At 71.9% G+C, this 25,771-nt stretch carries 22 protein-coding genes; 3 read left to right on the top strand and 19 right to left on the bottom strand.

The features are described from left to right. Positions 1–95: 95 nt before the first annotated feature. The 9 genes from pssA to ACFYXK_RS25260 form a co-directional block, all read right to left on the bottom strand. Positions 96–920, bottom strand: a complete 825-nt coding sequence (pssA, locus tag ACFYXK_RS25300) for a CDP-diacylglycerol--serine O-phosphatidyltransferase (protein WP_030155141.1) — start codon at positions 918–920, stop codon at positions 96–98. A 34-nt stretch (positions 921–954) separates the two neighbouring features. Then, on the bottom strand, positions 955–1,611 hold the full coding sequence (locus tag ACFYXK_RS25295; RefSeq protein ID WP_030868027.1) for a phosphatidylserine decarboxylase: 657 nt from the start codon (positions 1,609–1,611) through the stop codon (positions 955–957). A gap of 186 nt (positions 1,612–1,797) precedes the next feature. Continuing rightward, positions 1,798–3,003 (bottom strand): acyl-CoA dehydrogenase family protein, encoded by a 1,206-nt coding sequence (locus ACFYXK_RS25290; RefSeq protein ID WP_030868030.1) that lies wholly within the window; start codon positions 3,001–3,003, stop codon positions 1,798–1,800. Between the two features lie 2 nt (positions 3,004–3,005). Continuing rightward, positions 3,006–3,518 (bottom strand): MaoC family dehydratase, encoded by a 513-nt coding sequence (locus ACFYXK_RS25285; RefSeq protein ID WP_030155134.1) that lies wholly within the window; start codon positions 3,516–3,518, stop codon positions 3,006–3,008. 5 nt (positions 3,519–3,523) lie between these two features. Beyond that, the gene (locus ACFYXK_RS25280) at positions 3,524–4,498 is read right to left on the bottom strand and encodes a CoA ester lyase (protein WP_030292956.1); all 975 of its coding nucleotides are present in this window, start codon (positions 4,496–4,498) and stop codon (positions 3,524–3,526) included. Next, positions 4,495–6,546, bottom strand: a complete 2,052-nt coding sequence (locus tag ACFYXK_RS25275; protein WP_383510237.1) for a protein meaA — start codon at positions 6,544–6,546, stop codon at positions 4,495–4,497. The genes ACFYXK_RS25280 and ACFYXK_RS25275 overlap by 4 nt, the downstream gene beginning before the upstream one ends. Positions 6,547–6,595: 49 nt before the next feature. Then, positions 6,596–7,933, bottom strand: coding sequence for a crotonyl-CoA carboxylase/reductase (gene ccrA / locus ACFYXK_RS25270; RefSeq protein WP_053786625.1), 1,338 nt, complete (start codon positions 7,931–7,933; stop codon positions 6,596–6,598). Positions 7,934–8,341: 408 nt separating this feature from the next. Continuing rightward, on the bottom strand, positions 8,342–9,163 hold the full coding sequence (locus ACFYXK_RS25265; RefSeq protein ID WP_389413152.1) for a TetR family transcriptional regulator: 822 nt from the start codon (positions 9,161–9,163) through the stop codon (positions 8,342–8,344). 175 nt (positions 9,164–9,338) lie between these two features. Next, positions 9,339–11,141 carry a 3-hydroxyacyl-CoA dehydrogenase family protein gene (locus ACFYXK_RS25260; RefSeq protein ID WP_389413151.1) on the bottom strand — a complete coding sequence of 601 codons (1,803 nt, stop codon included), beginning with the start codon at positions 11,139–11,141 and terminating at the stop codon, positions 9,339–9,341. Positions 11,142–11,555: 414 nt separating this feature from the next. On the opposite strand from ACFYXK_RS25260, the gene ACFYXK_RS25255 reads away from it, so the two are divergent. Together ACFYXK_RS25255 and ACFYXK_RS25250 are read left to right on the top strand one after the other, a co-directional pair. Continuing rightward, positions 11,556–12,107 carry an adenylosuccinate lyase gene (locus ACFYXK_RS25255; RefSeq protein WP_389413150.1) on the top strand — a complete coding sequence of 184 codons (552 nt, stop codon included), beginning with the start codon at positions 11,556–11,558 and terminating at the stop codon, positions 12,105–12,107. 13 nt (positions 12,108–12,120) lie between these two features. After that, complete coding sequence (locus tag ACFYXK_RS25250; RefSeq protein ID WP_389413149.1) at positions 12,121–12,567, top strand: RidA family protein; 447 nt, start codon at positions 12,121–12,123, stop codon at positions 12,565–12,567. Here ACFYXK_RS25250 and ACFYXK_RS25245 read toward each other — a convergent pair. The 8 genes from ACFYXK_RS25245 to ACFYXK_RS25210 all read right to left on the bottom strand — a co-directional run bounded on the left by ACFYXK_RS25245 (position 12,553) and on the right by ACFYXK_RS25210 (position 21,609). Next, entirely contained in the window at positions 12,553–13,995 is a 1,443-nt protein-coding gene (locus tag ACFYXK_RS25245) for an acyltransferase family protein (RefSeq protein ID WP_389413148.1), read from the bottom strand. The two genes, ACFYXK_RS25250 and ACFYXK_RS25245, sit on opposite strands and share 15 nt — an antisense overlap. A gap of 157 nt (positions 13,996–14,152) precedes the next feature. Next, positions 14,153–15,754, bottom strand: a complete 1,602-nt coding sequence (locus ACFYXK_RS25240; protein WP_389413147.1) for an alpha/beta hydrolase — start codon at positions 15,752–15,754, stop codon at positions 14,153–14,155. A 112-nt stretch (positions 15,755–15,866) separates the two neighbouring features. Beyond that, entirely contained in the window at positions 15,867–16,907 is a 1,041-nt protein-coding gene (locus ACFYXK_RS25235) for an Rv2578c family radical SAM protein (protein WP_389413146.1), read from the bottom strand. 233 nt (positions 16,908–17,140) lie between these two features. Beyond that, positions 17,141–17,341, bottom strand: a complete 201-nt coding sequence (locus ACFYXK_RS25230) for a hypothetical protein (protein ID WP_389413145.1) — start codon at positions 17,339–17,341, stop codon at positions 17,141–17,143. Between the two features lie 43 nt (positions 17,342–17,384). Further along, complete coding sequence (locus ACFYXK_RS25225; protein WP_389413144.1) at positions 17,385–17,702, bottom strand: hypothetical protein; 318 nt, start codon at positions 17,700–17,702, stop codon at positions 17,385–17,387. A gap of 294 nt (positions 17,703–17,996) precedes the next feature. Then, positions 17,997–19,991 (bottom strand): DUF5107 domain-containing protein, encoded by a 1,995-nt coding sequence (locus tag ACFYXK_RS25220; protein ID WP_389413143.1) that lies wholly within the window; start codon positions 19,989–19,991, stop codon positions 17,997–17,999. Positions 19,992–20,126: 135 nt separating this feature from the next. Further along, a complete protein-coding gene (locus ACFYXK_RS25215; protein ID WP_389413142.1) occupies positions 20,127–21,026 on the bottom strand; it encodes an arginase family protein in 900 nt (299 codons plus the stop codon). Positions 21,027–21,030: 4 nt separating this feature from the next. After that, on the bottom strand, positions 21,031–21,609 hold the full coding sequence (locus tag ACFYXK_RS25210; RefSeq protein ID WP_389413141.1) for a GNAT family N-acetyltransferase: 579 nt from the start codon (positions 21,607–21,609) through the stop codon (positions 21,031–21,033). 11 nt (positions 21,610–21,620) lie between these two features. Between ACFYXK_RS25210 and ACFYXK_RS25205 the strand changes: the two genes are divergently transcribed. Beyond that, positions 21,621–22,367, top strand: coding sequence for a hypothetical protein (locus tag ACFYXK_RS25205; RefSeq protein WP_389413199.1), 747 nt, complete (start codon positions 21,621–21,623; stop codon positions 22,365–22,367). 9 nt (positions 22,368–22,376) lie between these two features. On the opposite strand, the gene ACFYXK_RS25200 is transcribed toward ACFYXK_RS25205, so the two are convergent. Both ACFYXK_RS25200 and ACFYXK_RS25195 read right to left on the bottom strand, forming a co-directional pair. Then, positions 22,377–24,371: a prolyl oligopeptidase family serine peptidase gene (locus ACFYXK_RS25200; protein ID WP_389413140.1), complete on the bottom strand. Its 1,995-nt coding sequence runs from the start codon at positions 24,369–24,371 to the stop codon at positions 22,377–22,379. Between the two features lie 13 nt (positions 24,372–24,384). Continuing rightward, positions 24,385–25,770 (bottom strand): M20/M25/M40 family metallo-hydrolase, encoded by a 1,386-nt coding sequence (locus tag ACFYXK_RS25195; RefSeq protein ID WP_389413139.1) that lies wholly within the window; start codon positions 25,768–25,770, stop codon positions 24,385–24,387. Position 25,771 lies beyond the last annotated feature (1 nt).

Below are 25,771 nucleotides of genomic sequence, written 5' to 3'. Positions count from 1 at the left end.
GCGATTTTCCGACATCAAGCGTAGCCGCCACCGCATGCGGAAGCCCCCGGCGCCTGACGGCGGCCGGGGGCCTCGTACGACTGCAGTGGCCCGGGTTACGGGAGCTGCGACGCCGCTCGCGCCTCGCGGCGGTTGTGGCGGAAGGTGTTCGCGCGACGGGTCGTCGCGAACAGCGGGATGGTCGCCGCCAGGGCGATCTGCAGCGCGCAGCCCGCCTGGAGCAGCAGCTGGCCGCCCGGGGCGTCGAACGCCCAGGCCGCCAGCAGGCCCATGGCCCCGATGATCCAGCTCAGCATCGCCACCGCGAGGACACCCCGCGGCTTCGGGTACTCGACCCGGCTCACCATCAGCCAGGCCACCCCGATGATCGCCAGCAGCGTCGGGACGAACGGCAGCTCCAGCAGCACGATCGAGACGACCGTCAGCGCGCCGAAGGGGCTCGGCATGCCCTGGAACATGCCGTCCTTCATCGTCACGCAGCTGAATCTCGCGAGTCGGAGCACCACGGCCAGCAGCACCACGATCGCGGCCAGCGCCGACATCTTCTGCACCGCGTCGTCGGCGACCATGCCGTACACCAGGACGAAGTACGCCGGTGCCAGCCCGAAGCTGATGAGGTCGGACAGGTTGTCCAGCTCGGCGCCCATCGGCGAGCTGCGCAGCTTGCGGGCCACGATGCCGTCGAAGAGGTCGAAGACCGCGGCGAGCAGCATCAGTATCACTGCCGTCGCGGCGCTGTTGCGGGCCATGCCCGACTCGCCGCTGCCGGTGAGGTGCGGGATGAGGATTCCGGTGGTGGTGAAGTACACCGCCATGAATCCGCAGGTCGCGTTGCCGAGGGTGAGGGTGTCCGCTATCGACAGCCGCAGCGAGAGCGGCATGTCGTCCTCGGCGGATTCCTCTTCCGCGGCCTCGGGCACCCACCCACCCGAGGGTGTGGTGGGAGTCTCAGGGTCAGTCACGGTCAATTCGGGTCACCCCCGCAGTGGTGGCCTGCCCGACCTCGACCGCGACCTCGACACCCTCGGGGAGGTAGATGTCGACGCGGGAGCCGAAGCGGATCAGACCGATGCGTTCGCCCTGCTCCACCTTGGTGCCGGCCGGCAGGTACGGGACGATGCGGCGTGCGACGGCGCCGGCGATCTGCACCATCTCGATGTCGCCGAGCTCGGTGTCGAAGTGCCAGACAACGCGCTCGTTGTTCTCGCTCTCCTTGTTGAACGCCGGGACGAACCCGCCGGGGATGTGCTCCACGGACGTCACGGTGCCCGCGAGGGGCGCGCGGTTGACGTGGACGTTCAGCGGGCTCATGAAGATCGCGACCCGGGTCCGTCCGTCCTTCCACGGCATGATGCTCTGCACCACACCGTCGGCGGGCGAGATGACCCGGCCCTGCGTGATCTCACGCTCGGGGTCGCGGAAGAACCACAGCATGCCCGCCGCGAGCGCGGTGGTGGGCACGGCCACTGCCGCCCAGCGCCCGGACTTGCGGGCCCGGGTGAGGCTGAGCGCAGCGGTGGCGACGGTCGGCAGAAGCCACGGCGATGCTCCGCGTGCGAGACGTCCACCGAGGATGCCGACGCGAGGTGCAGAGGTTTGGCTGTGGGGCATGGATGACCTTCGTAGCGGGTGATTGCCGCGCCGCAAACAGGGGGACGGGACGGCGGCTTTACTGGAATGCTATCGGTTGCACGCAACAACTGGGCAAGCCAGAAGCCGAGTCGATGGCCGCAAGCCAGTGACTGCCAGTGATTCTTTTGCGACGAATCCACGGAGGATCCGCCGCAAAAGGGACTTTCAGCCCTGGAGTCGGTACTCCTCGAGAAGGCGCCGGCCGATGATCATTTTCTGGATCTCGGCGGTACCTTCACCGATCAGCAGCATCGGTGCCTCGCGGTAGAGGCGCTCGATCTCGTACTCCTTCGAGAATCCGTAGCCGCCATGGATACGGAAGGCGTCCTCCACCACCTCCTTGCAGTATTCGGAGGCGAGGTACTTCGCCATCCCTGCTTCGAGGTCGTTTCGTTCCCCGGAGTCCTTTTTGCGTGCTGCATTCACCATCATCGCATGGGCGGCCTCGACCTTGGTAGCCATCTCGGCCAGCTTGAACTGGATGGCCTGGTGCTCGGCGATCGCCTTGCCGAAAGTGTGACGTTGCTGGGCATACGAGACACCCAGCTCGAACGCACGCTGAGCGACGCCGCAGCCACGCGCCGCCACGTTCACGCGGCCGACCTCGACCCCGTCCATCATTTGGTAAAACCCTCGGCCCGTCTGGCCTCCGAGGACCCGATTGGCCGGAATGCGCAGTCCGTCCATGATGAGCTCGGTCGTGTCGACGCCCTTGTAGCCCATCTTGTCGATCTTGCCCGGGATGGTCAGGCCCGGACGGACCTCACCGAAGCCGGGCTCCTTCTCGACGAGGAAGGTCGTCATCGACTTGTGCGGGGCCGTGCCCTCGGGGTGGCCTTCGTCACTTCGCACGAGGACCGCCACCAGCGTGGAGCTGCCGCCGTTCGTCAGCCACATCTTCTGGCCGTTCAGGACGTACTCGTCGCCGTCCTTGACCGCCTTGGAGGTGATCGCCGACACGTCGGAGCCCAGCCCCGGCTCGGACATCGAGAACGCGCCGCGCACCTCGCCCAGCGCCATGCGGGGCAGGAAGTGGTCCTTCTGCTCCTGCGTGCCGTGCTGCTTGAGCATGTACGCCACGATGAAGTGGGTGTTGATGATGCCCGAGACGGACATCCAGCCCCGCGCTATCTCCTCCACGCACAGTGCGTAGGTGAGCAGCGACTCACCCAGGCCGCCGTACTCCTCGGGGATCATCAGCCCGAAGAGGCCGAGCTCCTTGAGGCCGTCGACGATCTGCTGCGGGTACTCGTCACGGTGTTCGAGCTCGGTGGCGACCGGGATGATCTCCTTGTCGACGAACTCGCGGACGGTCTTGAGGATCTCCCGCTGGACGTCGGTGAGCCCGGCGGTCTGGGCGAGTCGGGCCATGGCTACTTCCCCTGTTCCTTCAGCTGCGGGCGGCCGGGCTGCTCGCCGCCGCGCTCCTTGATGTACGTCTCGGTCGGGACCATCACCTTGCGCCGGAAGACGCAGACGAGGGTGCCGTCCTGCTTGTACCCCTTGGTCTCCACGTAGACGATGCCGCGGTCGTTCTTCGACTTCGACGGGGTCTTGTCGAGGACCGTGGTCTCGCCGTAGATGGTGTCGCCGTGGAAGGTCGGCGCCACGTGCCGCAGGGACTCGATCTCCAGGTTGGCGATGGCCTTCCCGGAGACGTCCGGCACGGACATGCCCAGCAGCAGCGAGTAGATGTAGTTGCCCACGACCACGTTCTTGCCGAAGTCGGTCGTGTTCTCCGCGTAATTGCTGTCCATGTGGAGCGGGTGGTGGTTCATGGTCAGCAGACAGAAGAGGTGGTCGTCGTACTCGGTGACCGTCTTTCCGGGCCAGTGCTTGTAGACCGCGCCGACCTCGAACTCTTCGTACGTGCGTCCGAACTGCATCGGGATCAGGCCTCCGGGATCTCGAACTTGGTGGTGCGCTGCATCCCGGCCGCGCGGCCCTTGCCCGCGATGACCAGGGCCATCTTGCGGCTGGCCTCGTCGATCATCTCGTCGCCGAGCATGGCCGAGCCCTTCTTGCCGCCGGCCTCCGAGGTGCACCAGTCGTACGCGTCGAGGATCAGCTCGGAGTGGTCGTAGTCCTCCTGGGAGGGGGAGAAGACCTCGTTCGCCGCGTCGACCTGGCCCGGGTGCAGCACCCACTTGCCGTCGAAGCCCAGCGCCGCCGCCCGGCCCGCCACCTCGCGGTACGCGTCCACGTCGCGGATCTGGAGGAAGGGACCGTCGATCGCCTGGAGGTTGTGCATGCGGGCCGCCATCAGGATCCGCATCAGGATGTAGTGGTAGGCGTCCGCCGGGTAGCCGGGCGGCTGCATGCCCACGACCAGCGACTTCATGTTGATGGAGGCCATGAAGTCGGCCGGGCCGAAGATGATGGTCTCCAGTCGCGGCGAGGCGGCCGCGATCTCGTCGACGTTGACCAGGCCCTTGGCGTTCTCGATCTGCGCCTCGATGCCGATCTTGCCGACCTCGAAGCCCATGGTCTTCTCGATCTGCGTCAGCAGGAGGTCGAGGGCGACGACCTGCTGGGCGTCCTGGACCTTCGGCAGCATGATGCAGTCGAGGTTCTGGCCCGCGCCCTCCACGACCGTGATGACGTCGCGGTACGTCCAGTGCGTGGTCCAGTCGTTGACGCGCACGACCCGGGTCTTGCCGGTCCAGTCGCCGTTGTTCAGCGCGTCCACGATCGTGTGGCGGGCGCCTTCCTTGGCGAGCGGGGCGCAGGCGTCCTCCAGGTCGAGGAAGACCTGGTCGGCCGGCAGGCCCTGGGCCTTCTCCAGGAAGCGCGGGTTCGAGCCCGGCACCGCGAGGCAGGAGCGGCGCGGCCGAAGGCGGTTCACGGGAGACGTGGGCGTGGTCATGCGGGGACCTCCAGAGGGTCGAGCTTGTTCGCTTTCCGGATCTCGTCGACGATACGGCCGATGATCTCCGTGATACCGAAGTCCTTGGGTGTGAAGACGGCGGCGACTCCGGCCGCCTTGAGGGCGATGGCATCGGCGTTCGGAATGATGCCGCCGAGCACGACGGGGATGTCACCCGCCCCCGCGGTACGGAGGCGTTCCAGCACGTCCGGCACGAGCGCGCTGTGCGAGCCGGACAGGATGGACAGTCCCACGCAGTGCACGTCCTCGGCCAGCGCCGCCGAGGAGATCTCCTCGGGCGTCAGCCGGATGCCCTGGTAGACCACCTCGAAACCGGCGTCGCGGGCCCGTACGGCGATCTGCTCGGCGCCGTTGGAGTGCCCGTCCAGACCGGGCTTGCCGACCAGCAGGCGCAGCCGGCCGGAGCCCAGGTCCTCGGCGGTACGGGCGACCTTCTCCCGGACGAGGGCCATCGGGGTGCCCTCCTCCGCGGTGACGGCCACCGGGGCCGAGGAGACCCCGGTCGGGGCGCGGAACTCGCCGAACACCTCGCGCAGTGCGTTCGCCCACTCGCCGGTGGTGACACCGGCGCGGGCGCACTCCAGCGTGGCCTCCATCAGGTTCTCGGTCCCGGCCGCGGCCTCCTTCAGCCGGTCCAGGGCCTGCATCACCGTCGGGAAGACGAACGGGTCGCCGTTCCCCTGCCGGTCCGAGGACTCCTGACGCTCCTCGCGCCAGCGCCCGATCCGCTCCACGGTCAGCGCCTCGACGGCCGGGTCGACCGTCATGATGGCGCCGTCCAGGTCGGCGGTGAGCGGGTTCGGCTCGGTCTGCTCGAAGCAGTTGACGCCGACGATCTTGTCCTCGCCGGCCTCGATGCGGGCCCGGCGCTCGGCGTGCGAGGAGACGAGCTGGGACTTCAGGTACCCGGACTCGACGGCGGCCATCGCGCCGCCCATCTCCTGGATCCGGTCGATCTCGGCCAGGCAGTCGGCGACCAGGGAGTCGACTTTGGCCTCGATGACGTGGGAACCGGCGAAGATGTCCTCGTACTCCAGCAGGTCGCTCTCGTGCGCCAGGACCTGCTGGATGCGCAGCGACCACTGCTGGTCCCAGGGCCGGGGCAGGCCCAGCGCCTCGTTCCAGGCGGGCAGCTGCACGGCGCGGGCGCGGGCGTCCTTGGAGAGGGTGACCGCCAGCATCTCCAGCACGATGCGCTGGACGTTGTTCTCCGGCTGAGCCTCGGTCAGGCCCAGGGAGTTGACCTGGACGCCGTAGCGGAAGCGACGCTGCTTCTCGTTCTCGATGCCGTAGCGCTCGCGGGTGACCTTGTCCCAGATGCGGCCGAAGGCGCGCATCTTGCACATCTCCTCGATGAAGCGGACGCCCGCGTTCACGAAGAAGGAGATACGGGCGACCACCTCGCCGAAACGATCCTCCGGGACCTGGCCCGAGTCGCGCACCGAGTCCAGCACGGCGATGGCGGTCGACATCGCGTACGAGATCTCCTGGACCGGGGTGGCCCCGGCCTCCTGGAGGTGGTACGAGCAGATGTTGATCGGGTTCCACTTCGGGATGTGGTTGACCGTGTACGCGATCATGTCCGTCGTCAGGCGGAGCGAGGGCCCGGGCGGGAAGACGTGCGTCCCGCGCGAGAGGTACTCCTTGACGATGTCGTTCTGGGTGGTGCCCTGGAGCAGGGCGATGTCCGCGCCCTGCTCCTCGGCGGCCACCTGGTAGAGCGCCAGCAGCCACATGGCGGTGGCGTTGATCGTCATCGAGGTGTTCATCTGCTCCAGGGGGATGTCCTGGAACAGCCGCCGCATGTCGCCCAGATGGGAGACCGGGACCCCGACCCGGCCCACCTCGCCGCGGGCGAGGATGTGGTCGGGGTCGTAGCCGGTCTGCGTCGGAAGGTCGAACGCGACCGACAGGCCGGTCTGGCCCTTGGCGAGGTTGCGGCGGTACAGCTCGTTGGACGCCTCGGCCGTGGAGTGGCCGGCGTACGTCCGCATGAGCCACGGACGGTCTTTCTGGCGCTCTGTCATCTCAGGCTGTCCCTTTGGCCCTTGAACGATCTCAGACGGGTCGGGCGAATCAGATGTTGCGGAAGCGGTTGATGGCTTCCAGGTGCGTCGCGCGCATCTCGTGGTCGCGCACGCCCAGGCCCTCCTCGGGGGCGAGGGCGAGGACGCCGACCTTGCCCTGGTGGAGGTTGCGGTGGACGTCGTACGCGGCCTGGCCCGTCTCCTCGAGGGAGTAGACCTTGGACAGCGTGGGGTGGATCTTGCCCTTGGCCACCAGGCGGTTGGCCTCCCAGGCCTCGCGGTAGTTCGCGAAGTGCGAGCCGATGATCCGCTTGAGCGACATCCACAGGTAGCGGTTGTCGTACTCGTGCATGTAGCCCGAGGTCGAGGCGCAGGTGGTGATGGTGCCGCCCTTGCGGGTGACGTAGACGCTCGCGCCGAAGGTCTCGCGGCCGGGGTGCTCGAAGACGATGTCGATGTCCTCGCCCCCGGTCAGCTCGCGGATGCGCTTGCCGAAGCGCTTCCACTCCTTGGGGTCCTGGGTGTGCTCGTCCTTCCAGAACTTGTAGCCCTCGGCGCTGCGGTCGATGATCGAGGTCGCGCCCATCGCCCGGCAGATCTCCGCCTTCTGCGCGCTGGAGACCACGCAGATCGGGTTGGCGCCGCCGGCCAGCGCGAACTGGGTGGCGTACGAGCCGAGTCCGCCGCTGGCGCCCCAGATCAGGACGTTGTCGCCCTGCTTCATGCCGGCGCCGTTGCGGGAGACCAGCTGGCGGTAGGCGGTGGAGTTGACCAGGCCGGGGGAGGCGGCCTCCTCCCAGCTCAGGTGGCCGGGCTTGGGCATCAGCTGGTTGGACTTGACGAGTGCGATCTCGGCGAGACCGCCGAAGTTCGTCTCGAAGCCCCAGATGCGCTGCTCGGGGTCGAGCATCGTGTCGTTGTGGCCGTCCGAGGACTCCAGCTCGACCGACAGGCAGTGCGCGACGACCTCGTCGCCGGGCTTCCAGGAGTTGACGCCCGGTCCGGTGCGCAGCACGACGCCCGCGAGGTCGGAGCCGATGACGTGGTACGGGAGGTCGTGGCGCTTGCTCAGGTCGCTGAGCTTGCCGTAACGCTCCAGGAAGTTGAAGGTCGACACCGGCTCGAAGATCGACGTCCAGACCGAGTTGTAGTTGACCGAGGAGGCCATGACGGCCACCAGGGCCTCGCCCGGGCCGAGCTCCGGCACGGGCACCTGGTCGAGGTGCAGGGACTTGCGCGGGTCCTTCTCGCGGGTGGTGAGCCCTGCGAACATCTCCGCCTCGTCCTTGTGCACGGTGATCGCGCGGTACGAGTCGGGGAGCGGCAGGGCCGCGAAGTCGGCGGCCGTTGCGGCCTGCGACTGGATCGCGTCCAGGATGTCCTTCACGGTGTGCCTCCGGCGAGCGCTGAGGGTGCGCTGAGGGATACGCGGGTGCGTGGAACGGGTGTGGTGTGGTGCTGCGGTGCTGCGAGATGCCGTCGGTCCGGCGGAGCTGTGGTGCTGGCGACGCCCGTGGTGAGGCGTGCGGTGCCTGGTGACGCAGGCATCCGGGGCGCGGTTCGTGCCGAGTGGGCGTGGACCGCGGGGACATCCGGACGAGATTCAACGTATGGCACCCCGTGTCACTCAGCAAGGCACCGCGTGCCAAAACTTTCTCTCATTTGCCTATTGACCTGCGCAGATGAGCGATGATCGATCAGAGTTACCCGTGAGTAGGGGCAAGTCGGACAAACAAAAGCGGCCGCCCCCGGAACGGGGACGGCCACTGTGATGTGTGTGACTCGAGGGATGTGACTACTGCTTGTTCCTCAGTGCTTCCTCGATGGTCCGCATGACCTCGTCGAGCGGGGCGTCCGTACGGGCCACCGCCACCAGCACCTCGCCCTGCGTACGGACCTCCGCCGGCGCGGCCGGGGCCGGCGCCGTGCTCAGGGTCCGGCCCGCCCCGATCCCGCTGCCGAAGGTCTTGCGCACGATCGAGAAGGCGTGGTCCAGCTGCGCCTCCACGTCCCCCTGGCCGCCCGCGCGCAGCCAGCGCCGCAGCACGTGGTTGTGGGCCGTGACGACCGCCGAGGCGGCCACCTCGGCCAGCAGCGGGTCGTCGTTGCCGTCGTGGTGGTCGGTCTCGTCGAAGTGGGCCAGCAGGTAGCGGGTGAACAGCCGCTCGTACCGGGCCACCGAGGCGATCTCCCGCTCCCGCAGCGCCGGTACCTCGCGGGTCAGCCGGTAGCGCTCCACCGACACCGCCGGCGAGGCGGCGTACATCTTCATGACTTCCTTGATCCCGCGGCACACCGTGTCGAGCGGGTGCTCGTGCGCCGGGGCCACGTCCAGCACGGCCTCGGCCCTGGTCAGGGTGTCGTCGTGGTCCGGGAAGATCGCCTCTTCCTTGGAGCGGAAGTGCCGGAAGAAGGTCCGGCGCGCCACCCCCGCGGTCGCGGCGATCTCGTCGACCGTCGTCGCCTCGTACCCCTTGGTCGCGAACAGCTCCATCGCGGCTGCGGCGAGCTCACGGCGCATCTTGAGCCGCTGGGCGGCCGCCTTGGTGCCGGCCGCGCTCTCCGGGCTGTCGGAGGCCGTGGCGGTGCGGGGCGAGGTCTTGGCGGGCTGGGACATGGATCGAAAGTACTTCATTTGCGCAGGGGAGCGCGCCTGAGGGGGGTGGGACAGGGGTGGATGCGGGGGAGAGCCCGCACTGGGCTCGGAAGGTACGGCCTGCCGTGAGGGTCCGGCAGACCCGAGCAGCCCTCCCCACGCATCCGGCTCTTGGGGCACCTGGCCAGGGCGCTGCTTACCGGCGGGCGTACTCACGGAATCCGCGGCCGGTCTTCCGGCCCAGGCAGCCCGCCGCCACCAGGTGCTCCAGCAGCGGGGACGGGGCCAGTCCCGGGTCGCGGAACTCCTTGTGGAGGACCTTCTCGATCGCGAGCGAGACGTCCAGGCCGACGACGTCGAGGAGCTCGAACGGTCCCATCGGGTAGCCGCCGCCCAGCTTCATGGCGGCGTCGATGTCGTCGAGGCTGGCGTAGTGCTGCTCGACCATCTTGACGGCGTTGTTCAGGTACGGGAACAGCAGCGCGTTCACGATGAAGCCGGCCCGGTCCCCGCAGTCCACCGGGTGCTTGCGCACCTTCGTGCAGATCTCGCGGACCGTGGCGTGCACGTCGTCGGAGGTCAGGACGGTCCGGACCACCTCGACCAGCTTCATCGCCGGCGCCGGGTTGAAGAAGTGCATGCCGATCACGTCCTGCGGACGCGAGGTCACGCGGGCGATCGCGATCACCGGCAGCGAGGAGGTGGTGGTGGCGAGCACCGCGCCCGGCTTGCAGACCTTGTCCAGGGCCGCGAACAGCTCCTGCTTGACCGCCAGGTCCTCCGCGACGGCCTCCACGGCCAGGTCCACGTCGGCGAACGCGTCCAGCGAGCCGGCCGGGGTGATCAGGGCCAGCGTCTGCGCGGCGCCCTCCTCGGTCAGCCGGCCCTTGGACACCGCACGGCCCAAGGACTTGCCGATCGCGGCCTTCGCGGCGTCCGCCTTCTCCTGGCTGCGGGCGGCGAGCACCACCGCGAAGCCGGCCTGCGCGAAGACCTGCGCGATACCGCTCGCCATGGTGCCCGAGCCGGCCACGCCGACCGAGCTGACCGGACGGCCCTCGCCGAGCCGGGCCCCGTCCAGCGGGGTCTGCGCGTCGCGGACGATCGCGGAGCTGCCCGGCTCCTCGTACGTGTAGAACCCGCGCCCGGACTTCTGTCCGGTCAGGCCAGCCTCGGCGAGGTGGCCCAGGATCGGGGCCGGGGCGTGCAGCCGGTCGCCGGAGGAGGAGTACATGGCCTCCAGGACGGTCCGGGCGGTGTCCACACCGATCAGGTCGAGCAGCGCGAGCGGGCCCATGGGCAGGCCGCAGCCGAGCCGCATCGCCGCGTCGATGTCCTCGCGGGAGGCGTACTTCGACTCGTACATCGCGGCGGCCTGGTTGAGGTAGCCGAAGAGCAGGCCGTCCGCGACGAAGCCGGGGCGGTCGCCGACCGCGACGGGCTCCTTGCCGAGCTCGCGGGCCAGCGCGGTGACCGCCTCGACGGCCGGCGGGGCCGTGAGGACGCTGGAGACGACCTCGACCAGCTTCATCGCCGGCGCCGGGTTGAAGAAGTGCAGGCCGAGGACGCGCTCGGGACGCTGCGACTCGGCGGCGAGGCGGGTCACCGACAGGGCGTTGGTGCCGGTCGCCAGGATCGCGTCGGGCCGGACGATCGCGTCGAGCTCGCGGAAGAGCCGCTGCTTGAGCTCGTAGTTCTCCGGCACGACCTCGATCACGAGATCGGCGTCGGCCGCGGCGGTCAGCTCGGTGAAGGTGCGGAAGCGGGCCAGCACGCCCTCCCGCTCCTGCTCGGTGAGGCGCTCGCGGGTCACCGAACGGGCCGTGGCGGCCGCGAGGGAGGCGGTGGCCCGGCGGGTGGCGGTGTCGCTGACGTCGATGCCGATGACCTCGCGGCCGGCCCGGGCGAGGACCTCGGCGATGCCGGTGCCCATCGTGCCGAGGCCGACGACGGCGATGGTCTGGAGGGTGGACTGACTGGACGTGGACGGAAGGTCCATCGCGGGACTCCAGTGGAAGAGGGTGACGACTGAGGGCGGCGCGCGGCGCACGACGCGCGGCAGGGATCCCGGCCCCGTCGAACGGGAGGGGCGCAGGGAGCGGCGGACCCTGTCCCGGGGCCACGCCGAACACGAGAAACACTCGAGGCAGCCGAGGTGCACGAGGTGCGTGCTGTGCCCGGGGTGCCCGATGTGCCTGAGGTACTGAACCTGACGTACCGAACCGACTGGTACGGGGCGGCTGCGTCACCAGGCCTGCCTCGTACGTTGAAAGGAGCGTAACCCGCCGGTAACTGGCGCGCCAGAGCGCGGAGATGTGACCTGTACCGCCCAAATGTACCGATCATCGATCATCGATCACCCATCTGCGGAAACCCGCCGCGGAGGGCGCCCCCACCCCCCTAGGGTGGCCGGGTGAACGACGTGCTGGAGCGCCTGCGAACGGAATCCGGGCAGTCCCCTCCGTACGAGGAGCTGCTCGCGGCGGAGCCCGACGCGCTCGCGGCCTCCCTGACCTCCGCCGGGCTGCCGCTGTGGGCCCGCGAGCTGGCCGCCTACCGCCTCGGCCTGGCCGGGGACCGGCGGGCCTTCGAGCCGCTGGTGCTGCTGCTCAACCACCGGGACCCGCCGCGCTGCGCGGCCGCCGCCGAGGCGCTCGCCGTACTGGGGGACCCGCGCACCGCCCGCGCGGCGGCCGCCCTCGCCACCAACACCCTGCGCACGGCCTACGCCCTCCAGCCCGTACGGCTGCTCGCCGCCCTGCGCGCCCCCGAGTCGGCGCCGGCGTTGATGGCCACCCTGGCCCGGCTGCTGTCCCCGCACGACCCGTACTGGCGGGTGGCCCTGGCCTGCGTCGAGGGACTCGGCGCCCTCGCCGACCCCCGGTCCCGCGAGGTGCTGACCCGGGCCCAGTCCCATCCGCGCCTCGCCGTGGCGGCCACCGCCGCGCTGCGCTCGCTCGGCTGACATGATCGTCCGTATGAGCGAACGCGACGACAGCCACATCACCCGCCTGGCCGCGCCGGAGGGCGTCCATCCCGGTACGGGCTACAGCCATGTCGCCTGGGGCACCGGGCGGTTCATCGCCGTCTCCGGCCAGTGTGCCTTCGACGAGCAGGGCGAGGTCGTCGGCGCGGGCGACGCCTCCGCGCAGGCCCGCCAGGTGTTCGAGAACCTGCGGCGCTGCCTGGCGGCGGCCGGGGCGACCTTCGACGACGTGGTGAAGCTGACCTACTTCGTCACGGACGTCGCCCACCTCCCGGCGGTACGGGAGGCACGCGACGCCGTCATCCCCGGCGACCGGCAGCCGGCCTCCTCGGCCGTCCAGGTCGCCGCCCTGTTCCGCCCCGAACTCCTGCTGGAGGTGGAGGCCTTCGCGGTGCTGCCGCTGCCCGCGGGCCGGCAGTCCGGGTCAGCGGGAGGCTGAGTTCCGGTCGCCCCGCGCGCGGACGGCGGCGGGCCCGCGGCCCGTGCCGTCCGGCTGCCGGGGCACCAGGATCACATCGGGCCCGGCCGCGGCCGCGGCCGGCGCGGCAGGGCCCGCCGGAACGGCCGGCGCGGACGGGGCGGACGGCGCGGACGGCCGGCGGCGCTCCGCCGCCCGCTGGACCCGCCGCCCGAGCCGCTGCGCCGGCAGCTCCACCAGGCGGTACATCACATGGCTCGCGGCGAGCAGCACGGCCAGGAAGATCCCCGTCCAGGCGAACTTCCCGAGCGTCGACGAGGGCATCGGCGGAACCCCGAGCAGTGGCCCGAGGGTGCGCAGCAGCGGGAAGTGCAGCAGGTACAGCGAGAAGCTGATCGCGCCGAGCCAGGTCAGCACCTTCGGGAAGCGCCGGTTGCGCAGCAGGAAACCGAGGCCGAACACGGCCCAGGCCGCCAGGTACGACAGCGAGAAGGCCTTCCACCCCCAGGTCCAGGTGTGCGCCTGGACCCCGTCCCGGTTGTACAGCCACCCGGCGAGCACGCCCGCGGCGACCACGAACGCGCAGGCGAGCAGGGCCGGGGCCCGGCGGAGCCGGCCGTGCTGCGCACGATGGACCGCGGTGCCGGCGAACATCGTCGCGGGGATCAGCAAGGTCTCGAACGTCACCGCCCGGCTGTTCAGTGTGAGCAGCACCAGGCCGAGCCCGCCGAGCAGCAGGGCGCCCGCCCCGGTCGCCCTCCGGTTCCCGCTGAGCACACCCCAGAAGCCCAGGAGGAAGACCGGGGTGACGATCAGCAGGAGCAGCCGGACCGAGCCGAGCTGCGTCAGCAGCAGCTGCGGCGCCAGGGCCGTGCCGATCACCAGCGCGGCGCCCGCGAAGGCCGCCGCGATCACGCCGCTGTGCCGGTGCAGGCCGCGGGTGAACAGCGCGGTGACGAAGAAGTAGAAGACCATCTCGTAGCAGAGGGTCCAGGTGACGTTCATGCCGTTGCGGACGCCGAGCAGGTCCTGGAGCATCAGGCCGTTCGCGACCAGCGAGGCGAGGTCGTCACCGGTGCGCAGCAGCGAGGTCGAGCCGTCCCCGGCCGGCAGCATCACGATCGAGGCGGCCAGCGCGACGACGAGAGCCGGGTAGATCCGGAAGATCCTGCCGATCCAGAAGGCCCGGACATCGCCCCGGCGCTCCAGCGAGGCCGGGATGATGTAGCCGCTGACGATGAAGAAGAGCATGACCCCGAACACGCCGAGGTCGAAGTTCTGCCGGACCGGCCCGCCGAACGGCAGCATCCGCAGGACGTCGAAGTGGTGCAGTGCCACGACCAGGGCGGCGAAGCCGCGCAGCGCGTCGAGCCAGCCGAGCCGCGCACCGGCGGCGGCCGGGGCTCCGGTGGTCTTCCGCCGGGCGAGGAGGGGTATGTGCTGCTTCACCGCAGGGACCCTAGCTCATACCCGGCCGGCCCGCCCCCGTTCACCGCAGCGTCGGGGACGGGCCGGGCGGAGCCGGTACGAGTGGCGCCGATCCGGGACGAAACCGGGCGAACCGGCAAACCCGAACCGGCCGGCCCGTGAACCCGGCGCTCCGCTCCTAGCCGCGGAAGCCCAGCAGGCCGTGCAGCGCCGTGCCGCCCGCCGACGGGGGCACCGCGCGGGTGGCCGTCGTCGGCTTGGGGGCCGCCTGGGCGGGGCAGGTGGCGTCCGAGGCCCCGCCCGTCCGCAGGTATGCCGCCACCTTCTCGTCCAGGCACTTGTTGCCGCTGAGCGCGACCCCGTGGTTGCCGCCGCCCTCCTCGACGACCAGCGACGAGCCCTTCAGCTTCCCCTTCATGCTCAGCGCCCCCTCGAACGGGGTCGCCGCGTCGTCCGTCGCCTGGAGGAGCAGCGCCGGCGGGAGGTCGGCGTTGGTCACGTCCGGCGCCGCCAGCGGCTCCGTGCGCCAGAACGCGCACGGGGCGTTGTACCAGGCGTTGTTCCAGGTCATGAACGGCGCCTTCGCATGGGTGCGCCACATGTCCGTGCGCCACTGGTTCCAGTCCTTCGGCCAGGCCGAGTCGCGGCACTGCACCGCCGTGTAGACGCTGTAGCTGTTGCCCGCGGACGGTTCCACCGCCCCGAACCGCTCGTACGCCGCCACCAGCGGCTTCGGGTCCCCGGACGCCGCGTACGCGGAGAAGGCCTCGGCGAGCACCGGCCAGTAGCCGTTGTAGTAGCCGCCCGGCATGTAGGTGTCCTCCAGCTCCGAGGGGCCCACCTTGCCGCCCGCCGGTGTCGTGCGCAGGGCGTCCCGCATCGCGTACCAGCGCTCCTCGACCCCCGCCGGGTCGGTGCCGAGCCGGTACTTCTCGTCGTACTGGGCCACCCAGGCCAGGAAGGCCTTGTGGCGGGCGTCGAAGGCCTGGTCCTGCGCGAGGTTGTCCTCGTACCAGACCCCGCCCGGGTCGACCACGGAGTCCAGGACCAGGCGGTGCACCCGGTCCGGGTGGAGTTTGGCGTACACCGCGCCCAGGTAGGTCCCGTACGAGTAGCCGAAGTAGCTGACCTTCGCCGCGCCGAGGGCTCCGCGCAGCACCTCGATGTCGCGGGCGGCCGAGACGGTGCCGATGTACGGGAGCACGTCCGCGTGCTTGGCCTGGCAGGACTCCGCGAAGGACTTCACCCGCTCCAGGTTGGCCTGCTCTGTCTGCGCGTCGAGCGGTACGGAGTCCGGGCGCACGGGGGTGAAGTGGCCGGGCCCGCAGTCGAGGGTGGGCTCGCTCTTGCCGACGCCCCGCGGGTCGAAGCCGATCACGTCGTACTGGGCGGCGACGTCCTTGGGCAGCGCGGAGGCGATGAACCCGGCCAGCGCCCGTCCGCTGCCGCCGGGGCCGCCGGGGTTGACCAGGAGCGGGCCCTGGGAGGTGCGGGCGGTGTGCGGGACCCGGGTCAGGGCCAGGGAGATCTGGCGGCCCGCGGGCCGGTCGTGGTCCAGCGGGACCTTGAGGGAGGCGCACTGCAGCGTCGGGTAGCGCTCGGTCGCACAGCCGGTCCAGCGCAGCGCGGCGGGCGCGGCGGCGGCGCGGGCCGGCGCCGCTGCCGTCGGCGTGGCGCCGGCCGGGCTCGTGACGGCGGCGGCCACGGTCGCGGTGGCGATCGAGAGCAGGACGGCGGCGCGCTTCTTGAAGGGGCCGCGCTTCTTCGCGGGGTGCAGCATGGGGCCTCCCAGCCGAGGGTTCTGGGCGGAATCGTCCCGGAAACCGTGCCTGGAAGGCGGGATTGGGCTGCCGATTGGCCCGATGTGATGAGCTTTCAGGGGCCGTACGAGGTCACAGGAGGCTGAGCTGGGTCGGGCCGGCGGGCGCGGGCTCGGCCGGGCGTTCGGGGACGGCGATCCTGCGGGCGGCGGCCTGGCGGGAGGGGCCGATGCCGAATTCCGCCGCGAGCTCGTGGACTTGCCGGGTGATCTGCCGCTGGTACCAGGTGGGCGCGTACGAGCCGCCGGCGTACATCCGCTCGTACCGTTCGACCAGGCGGGGGTGGTGGGCCCCCAGCCACGCCGTGAACCACTCGCGGGCGCCCGGCCGCAGATGGAGTACCAGGGGTGTCACGGAGGTCGCCCCGGACTCGGCGACGGCCCGCACCGTGGCCCGCAGCTGCTCGGGGGAGTCCCCGAGGAAGGGGATCACCGGGGCCATCAGCACCCCGCACTCGATCCCGGCGTCGGTGAGGACCCGTACGGCGGCCAGCCGGGCCGCGGGGGAGGGCGTGCCGGGTTCGACGGTCCGCCACAGGGCGGTGTCGGTGAACCCGACGGACACGGAGATGCCGACGTCGGCGACTCCGGCGGCCCGCTGCAGGAGGGGGAGGTCGCGCAGGATCAGCGTCCCCTTGGTGAGGATGGAGAAGGGGTTGGCCCGCTCGGCCAGGGCCTCGATGATCCCGGGCATCAGCCGGTAGCGTCCCTCGGCGCGCTGGTAGCAGTCGACGTTGGTGCCCATGGCGATGTGCGCGCCGGTCCACCGGCTCGAGCCGAGTTCGCGGCGCAGCAGCTCGGGGGCGTTGGTCTTGACGACGATCTGGGAGTCGAAGCCGATGCCGGTGTCGAGGTCGAGGTAGCCGTGGGTCTTGCGGGCGAAGCAGTACACGCAGGCGTGGCTGCACCCGCGGTACGGGTTGACCGTCCACTCGAACGGCATCCGCGAGGCTCCGGGGACCCGGTTGAGGACCGAACGGGCGCGGACCTCGTGGAAGGTGATCCCGCGGAACTCGGGGGTGTCGAAGGTCCGCGTGACGACGGAGCCGGCCCCGAAGAGCGCCCCCGCGTTCGCCGTGGTCCCGGGTCCGTCGGTCAGATTGTCCCAGCGCATGCGCGCCTCCCTCGGTAGCTCGGCCCGAGAATAGAACAAACGTTCCCATGATCGTGCGGAGGTCATGGCTGAAGGGCCGTGCCGCGACGGCGACCCGGTCCCGGTGCTCCGGTCGGGTGGGCCCGTCCGGCTCCTCGGGGAAGTGCGGACGGCGCGCAGCGCAATGCCGTCCGGCGGGTCCGAGGCTCCTGCCGGACGGCATCGTTGTCACGGGGGCGTGGAAAGGCTCAGGGCTACGCCCACTTCTTGTCGACCTTGATGGTGCCGTCCGCTCGCTTCACGGCCTTCCAGCCATCGACGTGCTCGCCCTTGTCGGGGCGGTTCTTGTTGCTGTGCGGAGTGGCGTCGAAGTCGTCGTTGAACGTGACCTCCGCGCCGGCCGGCTCATTCTTCAGCAGTTTCTCCGCAACCTGCTTCGCCTCGTAGGAGTTCATGTGGAGTCCCCTTTCTTTTGCGGATCGTGTCGGCGGACGTCGGCTACTGGTTCGCGAGCCTGAACTGCAGCTCTCGGATTTCCGGGAACAATTCCTTGTTCATGCGGTTGAGTGCCTGCAGGGCGAGTGAATTTCGCCGCAGACTCCTCACCTGGTCCGCGCGCGTGTCCGGGGGGTTCGGCCTGCTGCGCCGGAACATCCCCTTGGGCTCCGGAGCGGGCGGAAGGAGCCTGGCGGCAGCCGCGGCGATGCTGCTCTCGTCATCGTGATCGCCGCGCTCGACCGCGGCGACGAAGGCTTTGAGCGTCTCGACTTCGGTACATAGCTCGGCGAGTCTTGTCCGCATTTCATCTGGACTCATGAGTCGTCTTCTTCTGCTGGGCAATCGGCTGGCAGGAAGGTGTCCGGAAGGATCATACGGTTGGCCGATCATCGGCCGTTCGGTGCGAAGTTACCTGATGCCGAAGTGCGCCGCCCAGGTGCGACTGTGTGGATACGAAGTCTTTACCCGGCAGGAATTTCTCGAACGCAATACCTATTGTTCACCGCGGTTCACCCTCACTGAGCGGGGTAAGCGACGCCCGGGTATCCGGAGTTGCGGCGCCGAAAGCGCCGGAATCGGCTCGCCCATCAGAAACGCCCGTGCCGTCTGCTGCTACGCCGGCGGGCGCATGCGGAAGTCGTACGACGGGGGGAGCGGGCGGTCCGTCACGCGGGTCCAGACCTCCGAGAGGATCTCGTCGCCCTCGCGGAGGTCGGGCAGTTCGAAGCCCTCCTCGAACACCCGGCGGGCCGCGCCCACGTGGCCCTCCGCCGCCAGCAGCCGGGCGGCCAGCAGGCGGAACCGGCCCTCCTCGCGGAGCGCCGGCCGCAGCCGGTCCCACACCGCCCGAGCCGCCGGCAGGCGGCCCGCCGCCAGCAGCGCCGTCATCGCCTCCCGCCCCAGCGCGGACTCCGCGGCCGTCCACGGCTCGCCGCCCCGGCTCTCCTCGGTCAGGTCCTCGAAGGCCTCGGCGAACCGGTGCGCGGCCCGCGCCGGGTCGCCGGCCAGCGCGTCCGCCACCGCCAGGCACCGCAGCAGCGGCCACCTCGAGGGCGCCAGCCCCAGGCCGCGCTCCCAGCTGCGCACCGCCTGGGCCACATCGCCGGCATGCCACTGGGCCACGCCCAGGTGGTACTCGGTCAGCGGATCCGCCGGGGCGGTCTCCAGCATGTCCCGCCAGTGCGGGGCCACCAGGCTGGGCCCCGGCGGCGCCACCCGCCGCGGGGCGGGGAAGACCCCGGTGCGCCACAGCTCCAGCCAGGGCGCCTGCGCCTCGCCGAGCCCCGCTTCCTCGAACGGGGTGCCGGGCAGCTCGTGTCCGCCGCACAGCACCTCCAGCGCACCCCACCCCGAGCCGGCCGCCAGCCGCTCCCCGGGCTCGGTGTCGGCGGACCCGCGCCACGCCTCGTACGCCTCCTCGACCCGCTCCCGGGGCAGGGCCGCCGCCAGGGCCGTCTGCGCTGCGGACCGGGCCGCCGCCCAGTCGGGCCCGTGCACCTGCGCCGGGTCGGCGGCCAGCGGCCCGTACGCCTCCAGCCAGCTGAACTCCGCTCCGGCCTCGAGGCGTACGTGCTCCAGCTGGGTCCGGGCGAGGCCGGCCTGGATCTCGGCGTAGCCGCCGGTGCCGGGCTCGGTCAGCCACTCCTGCCAGCGCCGGCCGCCCTCCCCCGCGCCCCAGACGAACAGCTTGCGTCCGCGCAGCCGGGCCGTGGACGTCTGCACGAGCCCGTGCCCCTCGGCGTCCAGCGAGGCGATCCAGGGCCGGGCCCCGTCCGGGACCTCGTAGAAGAAGTCGGCCGGGTACGTGCTGCGCAGCGGGTACGTGCGGTCCTCGCCCTCCCACTGCGGCACGGGGATGCGCCGCAGCGCCCGCTCGTACCCGAAGTGCCAGGCCTCGTCGGCGGGGGCGAGCACCCTTGTGCCGGGGTCCTCCGGGACGGCGATGTTCGACCACCAGTAGACGGGGGCGGGCCGCTCGTGCGGGTTGCGGACGCGGACTGCGACGTACAGGAACTCCGAGTCCTCCGGCAGCCACAGGTCCACCTGGAACGGCAGGTCGCGCAGCCGCTCCCACTCCCAGAGCCGGACCATCACGCCCCCGTCGGGAGCCGGTACGAGCGCGGCGTGCAGCGGGGCGCAGGAGAGGGCGGTGTGGCCGGTCGCGCCGATGTTCCACTCGATGCCGCCCGAGAACCAGGCGCCGTTGAGGGCGAAGTTGGCGGGCTGGAACACCGGGTTGCGGTACAGCAGTTCGCGGCCGGTCGGCACGTGCACGAGGGAGTGGACCCGGCCGCCGAGCCCGGGCAGCACGGTGACCCGCAGATGTGCGTTCTCGATGACGACGGACTCGAACTCGCGTTCCTGCCTGCGCCGCCGGTACCCGTCCAGCAGGCGTACGGGCAGCAGCGAGCGCAGCGGCTCGTAGCCGATCTGCCGGGCCATGTCGCGCGGCAGCCCCTCGCGCCTGGGGGCACCTCCCAGCGGTAGCTGGGGGAGATCGTCGAGTGTGTGCACGTCGCCGGGTGCGCGCAGGACGGGCAGCGGGTTCTCGGGCCCCAAGGGGGCTGCGGGCAGGGTCAGTACGGCGCGGCGGACGGTGGTGGCCATGCAGGAAATGGAACACGCCACGGCGGCCGGTGCACAGGGGTTCCGCGGATCACCACCGGTCAGGATTGCGCAAAGCCCTGGCCGGAGCCCTACCCGAACGACCCGGGCAGCCCGAGCGCCCCGAACGGCCCCCGACTACGCGAACGCCCCCGCGACCAGGTCGGCGAGCAGCGCCCCGGCCCGCAGGTCCGGATCCAGGTCGGGGTCGTAGATCGTGACGTTGAGGCCGACGCACCGCGGGGAGCCCACCAACACGGCGAGCAGCTCGGCCAGTTCGCCGGGGAGCAGTCCCCCGGGGTCGGGACTGTCCACGGCGGGCATCACGTCCGGGTCCAGTGCGTCGGCGTCCAGGTGGACCCAGAACCCGGCGGTGTCCGGCGGGTGCAGCCCGTCCAGAGCGGCGCGCGCCACCCGGGCGGCGCCGCGTGCGCGGATGTCCCCGACGGTGGCCGCGGAGATCCCCGCCGCGCGCAGCTCCGGCAGGTCCAGGTCGCCGTCGCGCAGCCCGAAGAGCCGTACGTCCTCGTCCCGGAGGTAGGGCCCGAGCCCCTCCAGGTCGGCGAGGCCGGCCTGGCCGCGGCCGGTGGCGAGGGCGAGCTCCTCCCCGGCGGCGGCCCCCACGGGCCCGTTGACGGCCTCGTTGCCGGGGTGGCGGAAGTCGGCGGAGCCGTCGATCGCGGCCAGCCCGTACCGTCCCAGGCGCCGCATGGCGAGGGAGGCGCCGAGCTGGATCGAGCAGTCCCCGCCGAGCACGACGGGGAACTCCCCGTCGCGCAGATGCGTCTCGATCCGGTCGGCGAGGGCGACCGTGTACGCGGCGAGGGGGCCGGCGTGGAAGACCCCGTCGCCCTCCTTCCAGCTGCCGCGGTCGTAGCGCGGCGGCACCACGACCCCGCCCTCGCGGGCGCCGAGCCGGCTCAGCAGGCCCTGGTCCCGCAGGGCGCCCGCCAGTTTGTAGACACCGGGGACGGTGCCGGGCGCGGACGGGCGCAGACCCAGGTTGGACGGGGCGTCGATGAGCACCAGGCTTCGCATGCCTTCATCCTGCGCGATCGGCGCCCGCGGGACCACACATCTCGGCGGTGATCGCCCAGCGCTCGTGATCGCGCCAGGCGCCCTCGACGAAGAGGAAGTCCGGCGAGAACCCCTCCAGCCGGAACCCGGCACCGCGCACCAGCGCGAGCGAAGCGGCGTTGCCCGGCTGGATGTTGGCCTCCAGCCGGTGCAGTCCCAGGCCGCCCTCGTCCTCGGGGGCGAAGGCGTGCGCCACGACCACCCCCAGCGCCTCCCGGAACAGCCCGCGCCCGGCGGCGTGCGCGAAGGCGCCGTAGCCGAGCGCCCCGCAGTCGAAGGCGCCGCGGACGATGTTGTTGACGTTGACGAACCCGGCGATGGCCCCGGTCTCCCGCTCGCAGACCAGGAACCCCGCACGGCTCCCGCCCTCGATCAGGCGCGTCGCGTACGGCTCGTACTCCTCGATCGTCGCGGGCGGGGACAGCCACGGGTGGTGGAGGTCCCGGCTCTCGTGCACGCGTGCGGTGAACTCGGGGCCGTCGGCGAGCCGGAAGGGCCGAAGACCGACGTGCTCCCCCTCGCGGAGGTACGTGGAATATGACATCCGACCAGGCTATGGCGTGTGGCAGGATCCCCGGCGTGATCATTGCCCCGAACACCCGAGAACTGCTGCGCGCGGCGGTGCACAACAACGCGCAGTGGTGCGCGGCGGTCAGCGGCGGCGGGTCGTTCGCGGCCGACGCGTGGACCAGCGCGCGCCGCACCCCGCCGTACTACCCGGACGGCGTGACCCTGACCCGGGAGGCCTCGGCGGACGCGCTGCTGGCCGGCATGGACACCGACTCCCCCGGCTGCTCGGTCAAGGACAGCTTCGCCGTGCTCGACCTGGCCCCGGCGGGCTTCGAGGTCCTGTTCGCGGCGCAGTGGATCCACCGCCCGGCGGACGCCCCGGCTCCGGCCGCATCCGCCCTGACCTGGTCCCGAGTCGCCGACGCCGGAGAGCTGGCCGCCTGGGAGGCGGCCTGGGGCGGCGGCGAGAGCACCGGCCCGTTCCACCCGGGCCTGCTCACCGAGGAGATCGCCTTCTTCGCCGGCCGGTCCGCCGACGGCCGCATCGCCGCCGGGGCCGCGGCCAACCGGACGGGCGCCCACCGGACGCAGGCGGTGGCCGGCCTCTCCAACGTGTTCACCGCGGACGGCACCCCGGGCGACGAGGCCTGGACGGGGGCCCTCACCGCGGTCGCGGACGTCTGGCCCGGCCTGCCGGTCGTCGGCTACGAGGCCGGGGACGACCTCGACACCGCCGTCCGCCACGGCTTCGCCCCGCTGGGCCCGCTCCGCGTCTGGCTGCACACGGCCTGACCGCCCCGCTCAGAGGGGCCGCGGCTCCAGGACCACCTTCGGGACGTCCGTCCGGTCGATGCCGAACACCTGGGTGTACAGGGAGAGTTCGGTCTCCAGGGCGCGGATCATGGTCTCCGCCCGCCGGAAGCCGTGGCCCTCGCCCTCGAAGGCGACGTAGGCGTGCGGGACCGGGCGGCCCCGCAGGGCGGCCAGGAAGCGCTCCGCCTGGGCCGGCGGGCAGACCGGGTCGTCCAGGCCCTGGAGCAGTACGAAGGGCGCGGTGATCCGGCCGGCGCGAGCCACCGGTGAGCGCTCGCGGCACCGTACGGCCAGGGTCTGCGGGGGTCCGGCCAGGCCGTCGACGTACCGGGACTCCAGGTCGTGGGTCTCCTCGGCGAAGCCCCGCAGGTCCAGCACCGGGTAGATGATCGTCCCGCAGGCGTACAGGTCGGTGGCGGCCAGCGAGGCCGCCGCCGTCCAGCCGCCCGCGCTGGCGCCCCGGATGGCGAGCCGGTCCCGGTCCGCGGTGCCCTCGGCGGCCAGCGCCCGGGCCACCGCGGCGCAGTCCTCCACGTCGACGACACCCCACTGCTCGCGCAGCCGCTCCCGGTAGGCGCGCCCGTAGCCGCTGGAGCCGCCGTAGTTCACCTCGGCCACACCGATGCCGCGCGAGGTGAAGTAGGCGATGTGCAGGTCGAGTACGGGCGGCACGTGGTCGGTGGGGCCGCCGTGCGCCCACACAACGTACGGGGGCAGTTCGTCGGCCGGGGCCCGGCGCGCGGGGTGGTGCGGCGGGTAGACGTGGGCGTGGATCTCCCGGCCGCCCGGACCGAGGAAGGTCCGGCTCTGCGGTTCCGGGTAGTAGGAGGGGTCAACCGGGTCCACCCCGGCCGCGCCGACCACCCGGGCGTGCCCGTCGCCGGTGTCGAGCTCCACCACCTCGTAGGCGCTGCGCGGGCTGGCGGCGACCCCGTAGACGCGGCTGCCGTGCGCGGCGAGCGTGGGCTGCCAGGCCGTCCACGGCCCGGCGGCGTCCACCAGGTCGCCGCTCTCCGGGTCGAGGATGCCGAGCACCGAGGAGCCCTGGCCGTGCAGGACGGCGAGGAGCCCGCCGGGAAGCGGCGCCAGCCAGCTCAGCCCGGGCTTCCACAGGGGGCCGCCGAACTCCTCCTCGCGGGGGCACAGGTTGACGGCCTCGCCGGTCGCCGGGTCCACCCGGTACGGGTTCCACCAGCCGCTGCGGTCGCTCACGGCGAGGAGGTCCCCGCCGGGGGTCCACTCCACCTGGGCCACGGACTCCTCGGGACCGCCGAGCACCGTACGGACCCCGGTCAGCGTCCCGTCGCCGGCGATGTCGGCGAGGCGCACCTCGGTGCCGTCCCACGGCATCCGGGGGTGGTCCCACACCAGCCAGGCCGCGTGCAGTCCGTCGGGGGACAGCCGGGGTCCGGTGGTGAACCGGTGCCGGTCGTCGGTCAGTTCGCGTACGAGGGACCGGTCCTCGGCGGCCGAGCCGTCCAGCGGTACGGCGGCCGGCACCCGGCGCACGTCGGTCGGCGCCGGGCCGGTGAACTCCTCCAGCACGCACCAGACCTCGCCGCCCCGCAGGACGGGGTCGGCCCAGCGCAGGCCGCCGCCGACCGCGGAGACAGGGGTGAGGGGCCGCGGGGCGGGGCTGCCGGGCGCGTCGGGCTCGTACGCGTACATCCGCTGGTCGGCGAAGTGGACGAACACCACCAGGGGCCCGCCCGCGGGCCGTTCGGTGCCCGCCCAGGGCCGGCCGCCGTACTCGGTGACGCGGCTGCGGACGTTCCACGGGGCGGGCAGCACGGAGGCCTCGAGGCCGCCGTCGGCGGGCCGGCGCACCAGGGTGCGGCGGCCGCCCTCGGCCGGCCGGGGCTCGGTCCACCACACCTCGGGGCCGATGGTGCCGAGGTACTCGGGCCGCCCGTCGAGCGACGCGGCGGCCGCCGCGTCGATGGGCGAGGGCCAGCTGCCGTAGGGCCCGGTCGCCGCCGCCATCACCGGCTCCCCCTCACAGGGTCCGCAGGGCGCGGTCGAGGACGCGCACGCCGAAGTGCAGGGCTTCGACGGGGACCCGCTCGTCCACGCCGTGGAAGAGGGACCAGTAGTCGAAGCCGGGCGGCAGTTTCAGCGGGGAGAAGCCGTATCCGGTGATCCCGAGCCGGGAGAACTGCTTGGCGTCGGTGCCGCCCGCCATGCAGTACGGCACCACGTGGCCGTCGGGGTCGAAGCGCTCCACGGACTCGCGCAGGACCGCGAACGTCCGTCCGTCCACGGGAGCTTCGAGGGCCACCTCGCGGTGGTGGAACTCCCAGGTGACGTCGGGGCCGGTGAGCTCGTCGAGGGTGGCGATGAACTCGGCCTCGCCGCCGGGCAGCATCCGGCCGTCCACGTGGGCGGTGGCCGTCCCCGGAACGACGTTCAGCTTGTAACCGGCGCTGAGCATGGTCGGGTTGGCGCTGTTGCGTACGGTCGCCTCGACGAGCAGGCCGGCCGGGCCGAGCTTGGGGAGGACGGCGTCGAGGTCGAAGTCGCGGGCCCGGGGGTCGACCGACAGGCCCTGGAGGGCGGCGAGTTCGGTGATGCAGGCGGCGACCGTGCCGGTGAGCCGGACGGGCCAGCGGTACTCGCCGAGGCGGGCCACGGCGGCGGCGAGCCGGCTGACGGCATTGGCCCGGTTGGGCTTGGAGCCGTGGCCGGTCGTGCCGTGGGCGGTCAACTTCAGCCAGGCGGTGCCCCGTTCACCGGCGGCGATGGGGTAGAGGGCCTGACCGGGTCCGTTGTGCACGGTGAAGGCGCCGGATTCGCTCAGGCCCTCCGTACAGCCCTCGAAGAGGTGCGCGTGCTCGCCGGCGAGGAATCCCGAGCCGTCGACGGCGCTGTCCTCCTCGTCCGCGGTGTAGGCGATCACGATGTCGCGGCGCGGCCGCACGCCCGCGCGCGCCCAGGCCCGTACGACGGCCAGCACCATCGCGTCCATGTTCTTCATGTCGACGGCGCCGCGGCCCCAGACCACCCCGTCGCGGATCTCGCCGGAGAACGGGTCCACGCTCCAGTCGGCGGCCTCGGCGGGGACCACGTCGAGGTGGCCGTGGACGAGCAGGGCCGCTGCGCCGGGGTCGGTGCCCCCGATCCGGGCCACCACGTTGGTGCGGCCGGGCGTGCGTTCCAGCAGGACCGGCTCGAGGCCGGCCGCGGCGAGCCGCTCGGCGACGTACTCGGCGGCGGGGCGCTCGCGGCAGTCGCCGCCGCCCCGGTTCGTGGTGTCGATGCGGATCAGGCCGGAGGTGAACTCGACGGCTTCGTCGAGCGCCACCCGGTCGACGGGGGTCTCCTCGGCGGAGGGCTCCCCGGCGGGGGTCTCCTCGGCCGGGCGCTGGGGGGTGACTGCGGGCATG

Origin of the sequence: Streptomyces sp. NPDC002209, from assembly GCF_042890265.1 — a bacterium.
GTDB lineage: Bacteria > Actinomycetota > Actinomycetes > Streptomycetales > Streptomycetaceae > Streptomyces.
Note: the sequence above shows the minus strand (reverse complement) of the source record. Positions and strands in the feature narration are given on the sequence as shown.

Coding starts and splice junctions, on each gene's coding strand:
- ACFYXK_RS25295 (WP_030868027.1), bottom strand. CDS start 1,611: ATGCCCCACAGCCAAACCTCTGCACCTCGCGTCGGCATCCTCGGTGGA.
- ACFYXK_RS25290 (WP_030868030.1), bottom strand. CDS start 3,003: ATGGCCCGACTCGCCCAGACCGCCGGGCTCACCGACGTCCAGCGGGAG.
- ACFYXK_RS25285 (WP_030155134.1), bottom strand. CDS start 3,518: ATGCAGTTCGGACGCACGTACGAAGAGTTCGAGGTCGGCGCGGTCTAC.
- ACFYXK_RS25280 (WP_030292956.1), bottom strand. CDS start 4,498: ATGACCACGCCCACGTCTCCCGTGAACCGCCTTCGGCCGCGCCGCTCC.
- ACFYXK_RS25275 (WP_383510237.1), bottom strand. CDS start 6,546: ATGACAGAGCGCCAGAAAGACCGTCCGTGGCTCATGCGGACGTACGCC.
- ACFYXK_RS25265 (WP_389413152.1), bottom strand. CDS start 9,163: ATGTCCCAGCCCGCCAAGACCTCGCCCCGCACCGCCACGGCCTCCGAC.
- ACFYXK_RS25260 (WP_389413151.1), bottom strand. CDS start 11,141: ATGGACCTTCCGTCCACGTCCAGTCAGTCCACCCTCCAGACCATCGCC.
- ACFYXK_RS25250 (WP_389413149.1), top strand. CDS start 12,121: ATGAGCGAACGCGACGACAGCCACATCACCCGCCTGGCCGCGCCGGAG.
- ACFYXK_RS25240 (WP_389413147.1), bottom strand. CDS start 15,754: ATGCTGCACCCCGCGAAGAAGCGCGGCCCCTTCAAGAAGCGCGCCGCC.
- ACFYXK_RS25235 (WP_389413146.1), bottom strand. CDS start 16,907: ATGCGCTGGGACAATCTGACCGACGGACCCGGGACCACGGCGAACGCG.
- ACFYXK_RS25230 (WP_389413145.1), bottom strand. CDS start 17,341: ATGAACTCCTACGAGGCGAAGCAGGTTGCGGAGAAACTGCTGAAGAAT.
- ACFYXK_RS25225 (WP_389413144.1), bottom strand. CDS start 17,702: ATGAGTCCAGATGAAATGCGGACAAGACTCGCCGAGCTATGTACCGAA.
- ACFYXK_RS25220 (WP_389413143.1), bottom strand. CDS start 19,991: ATGGCCACCACCGTCCGCCGCGCCGTACTGACCCTGCCCGCAGCCCCC.
- ACFYXK_RS25215 (WP_389413142.1), bottom strand. CDS start 21,026: ATGCGAAGCCTGGTGCTCATCGACGCCCCGTCCAACCTGGGTCTGCGC.
- ACFYXK_RS25210 (WP_389413141.1), bottom strand. CDS start 21,609: ATGTCATATTCCACGTACCTCCGCGAGGGGGAGCACGTCGGTCTTCGG.
- ACFYXK_RS25205 (WP_389413199.1), top strand. CDS start 21,621: ATGGCGTGTGGCAGGATCCCCGGCGTGATCATTGCCCCGAACACCCGA.
- ACFYXK_RS25200 (WP_389413140.1), bottom strand. CDS start 24,371: ATGGCGGCGGCGACCGGGCCCTACGGCAGCTGGCCCTCGCCCATCGAC.
- ACFYXK_RS25195 (WP_389413139.1), bottom strand. CDS start 25,770: ATGCCCGCAGTCACCCCCCAGCGCCCGGCCGAGGAGACCCCCGCCGGG.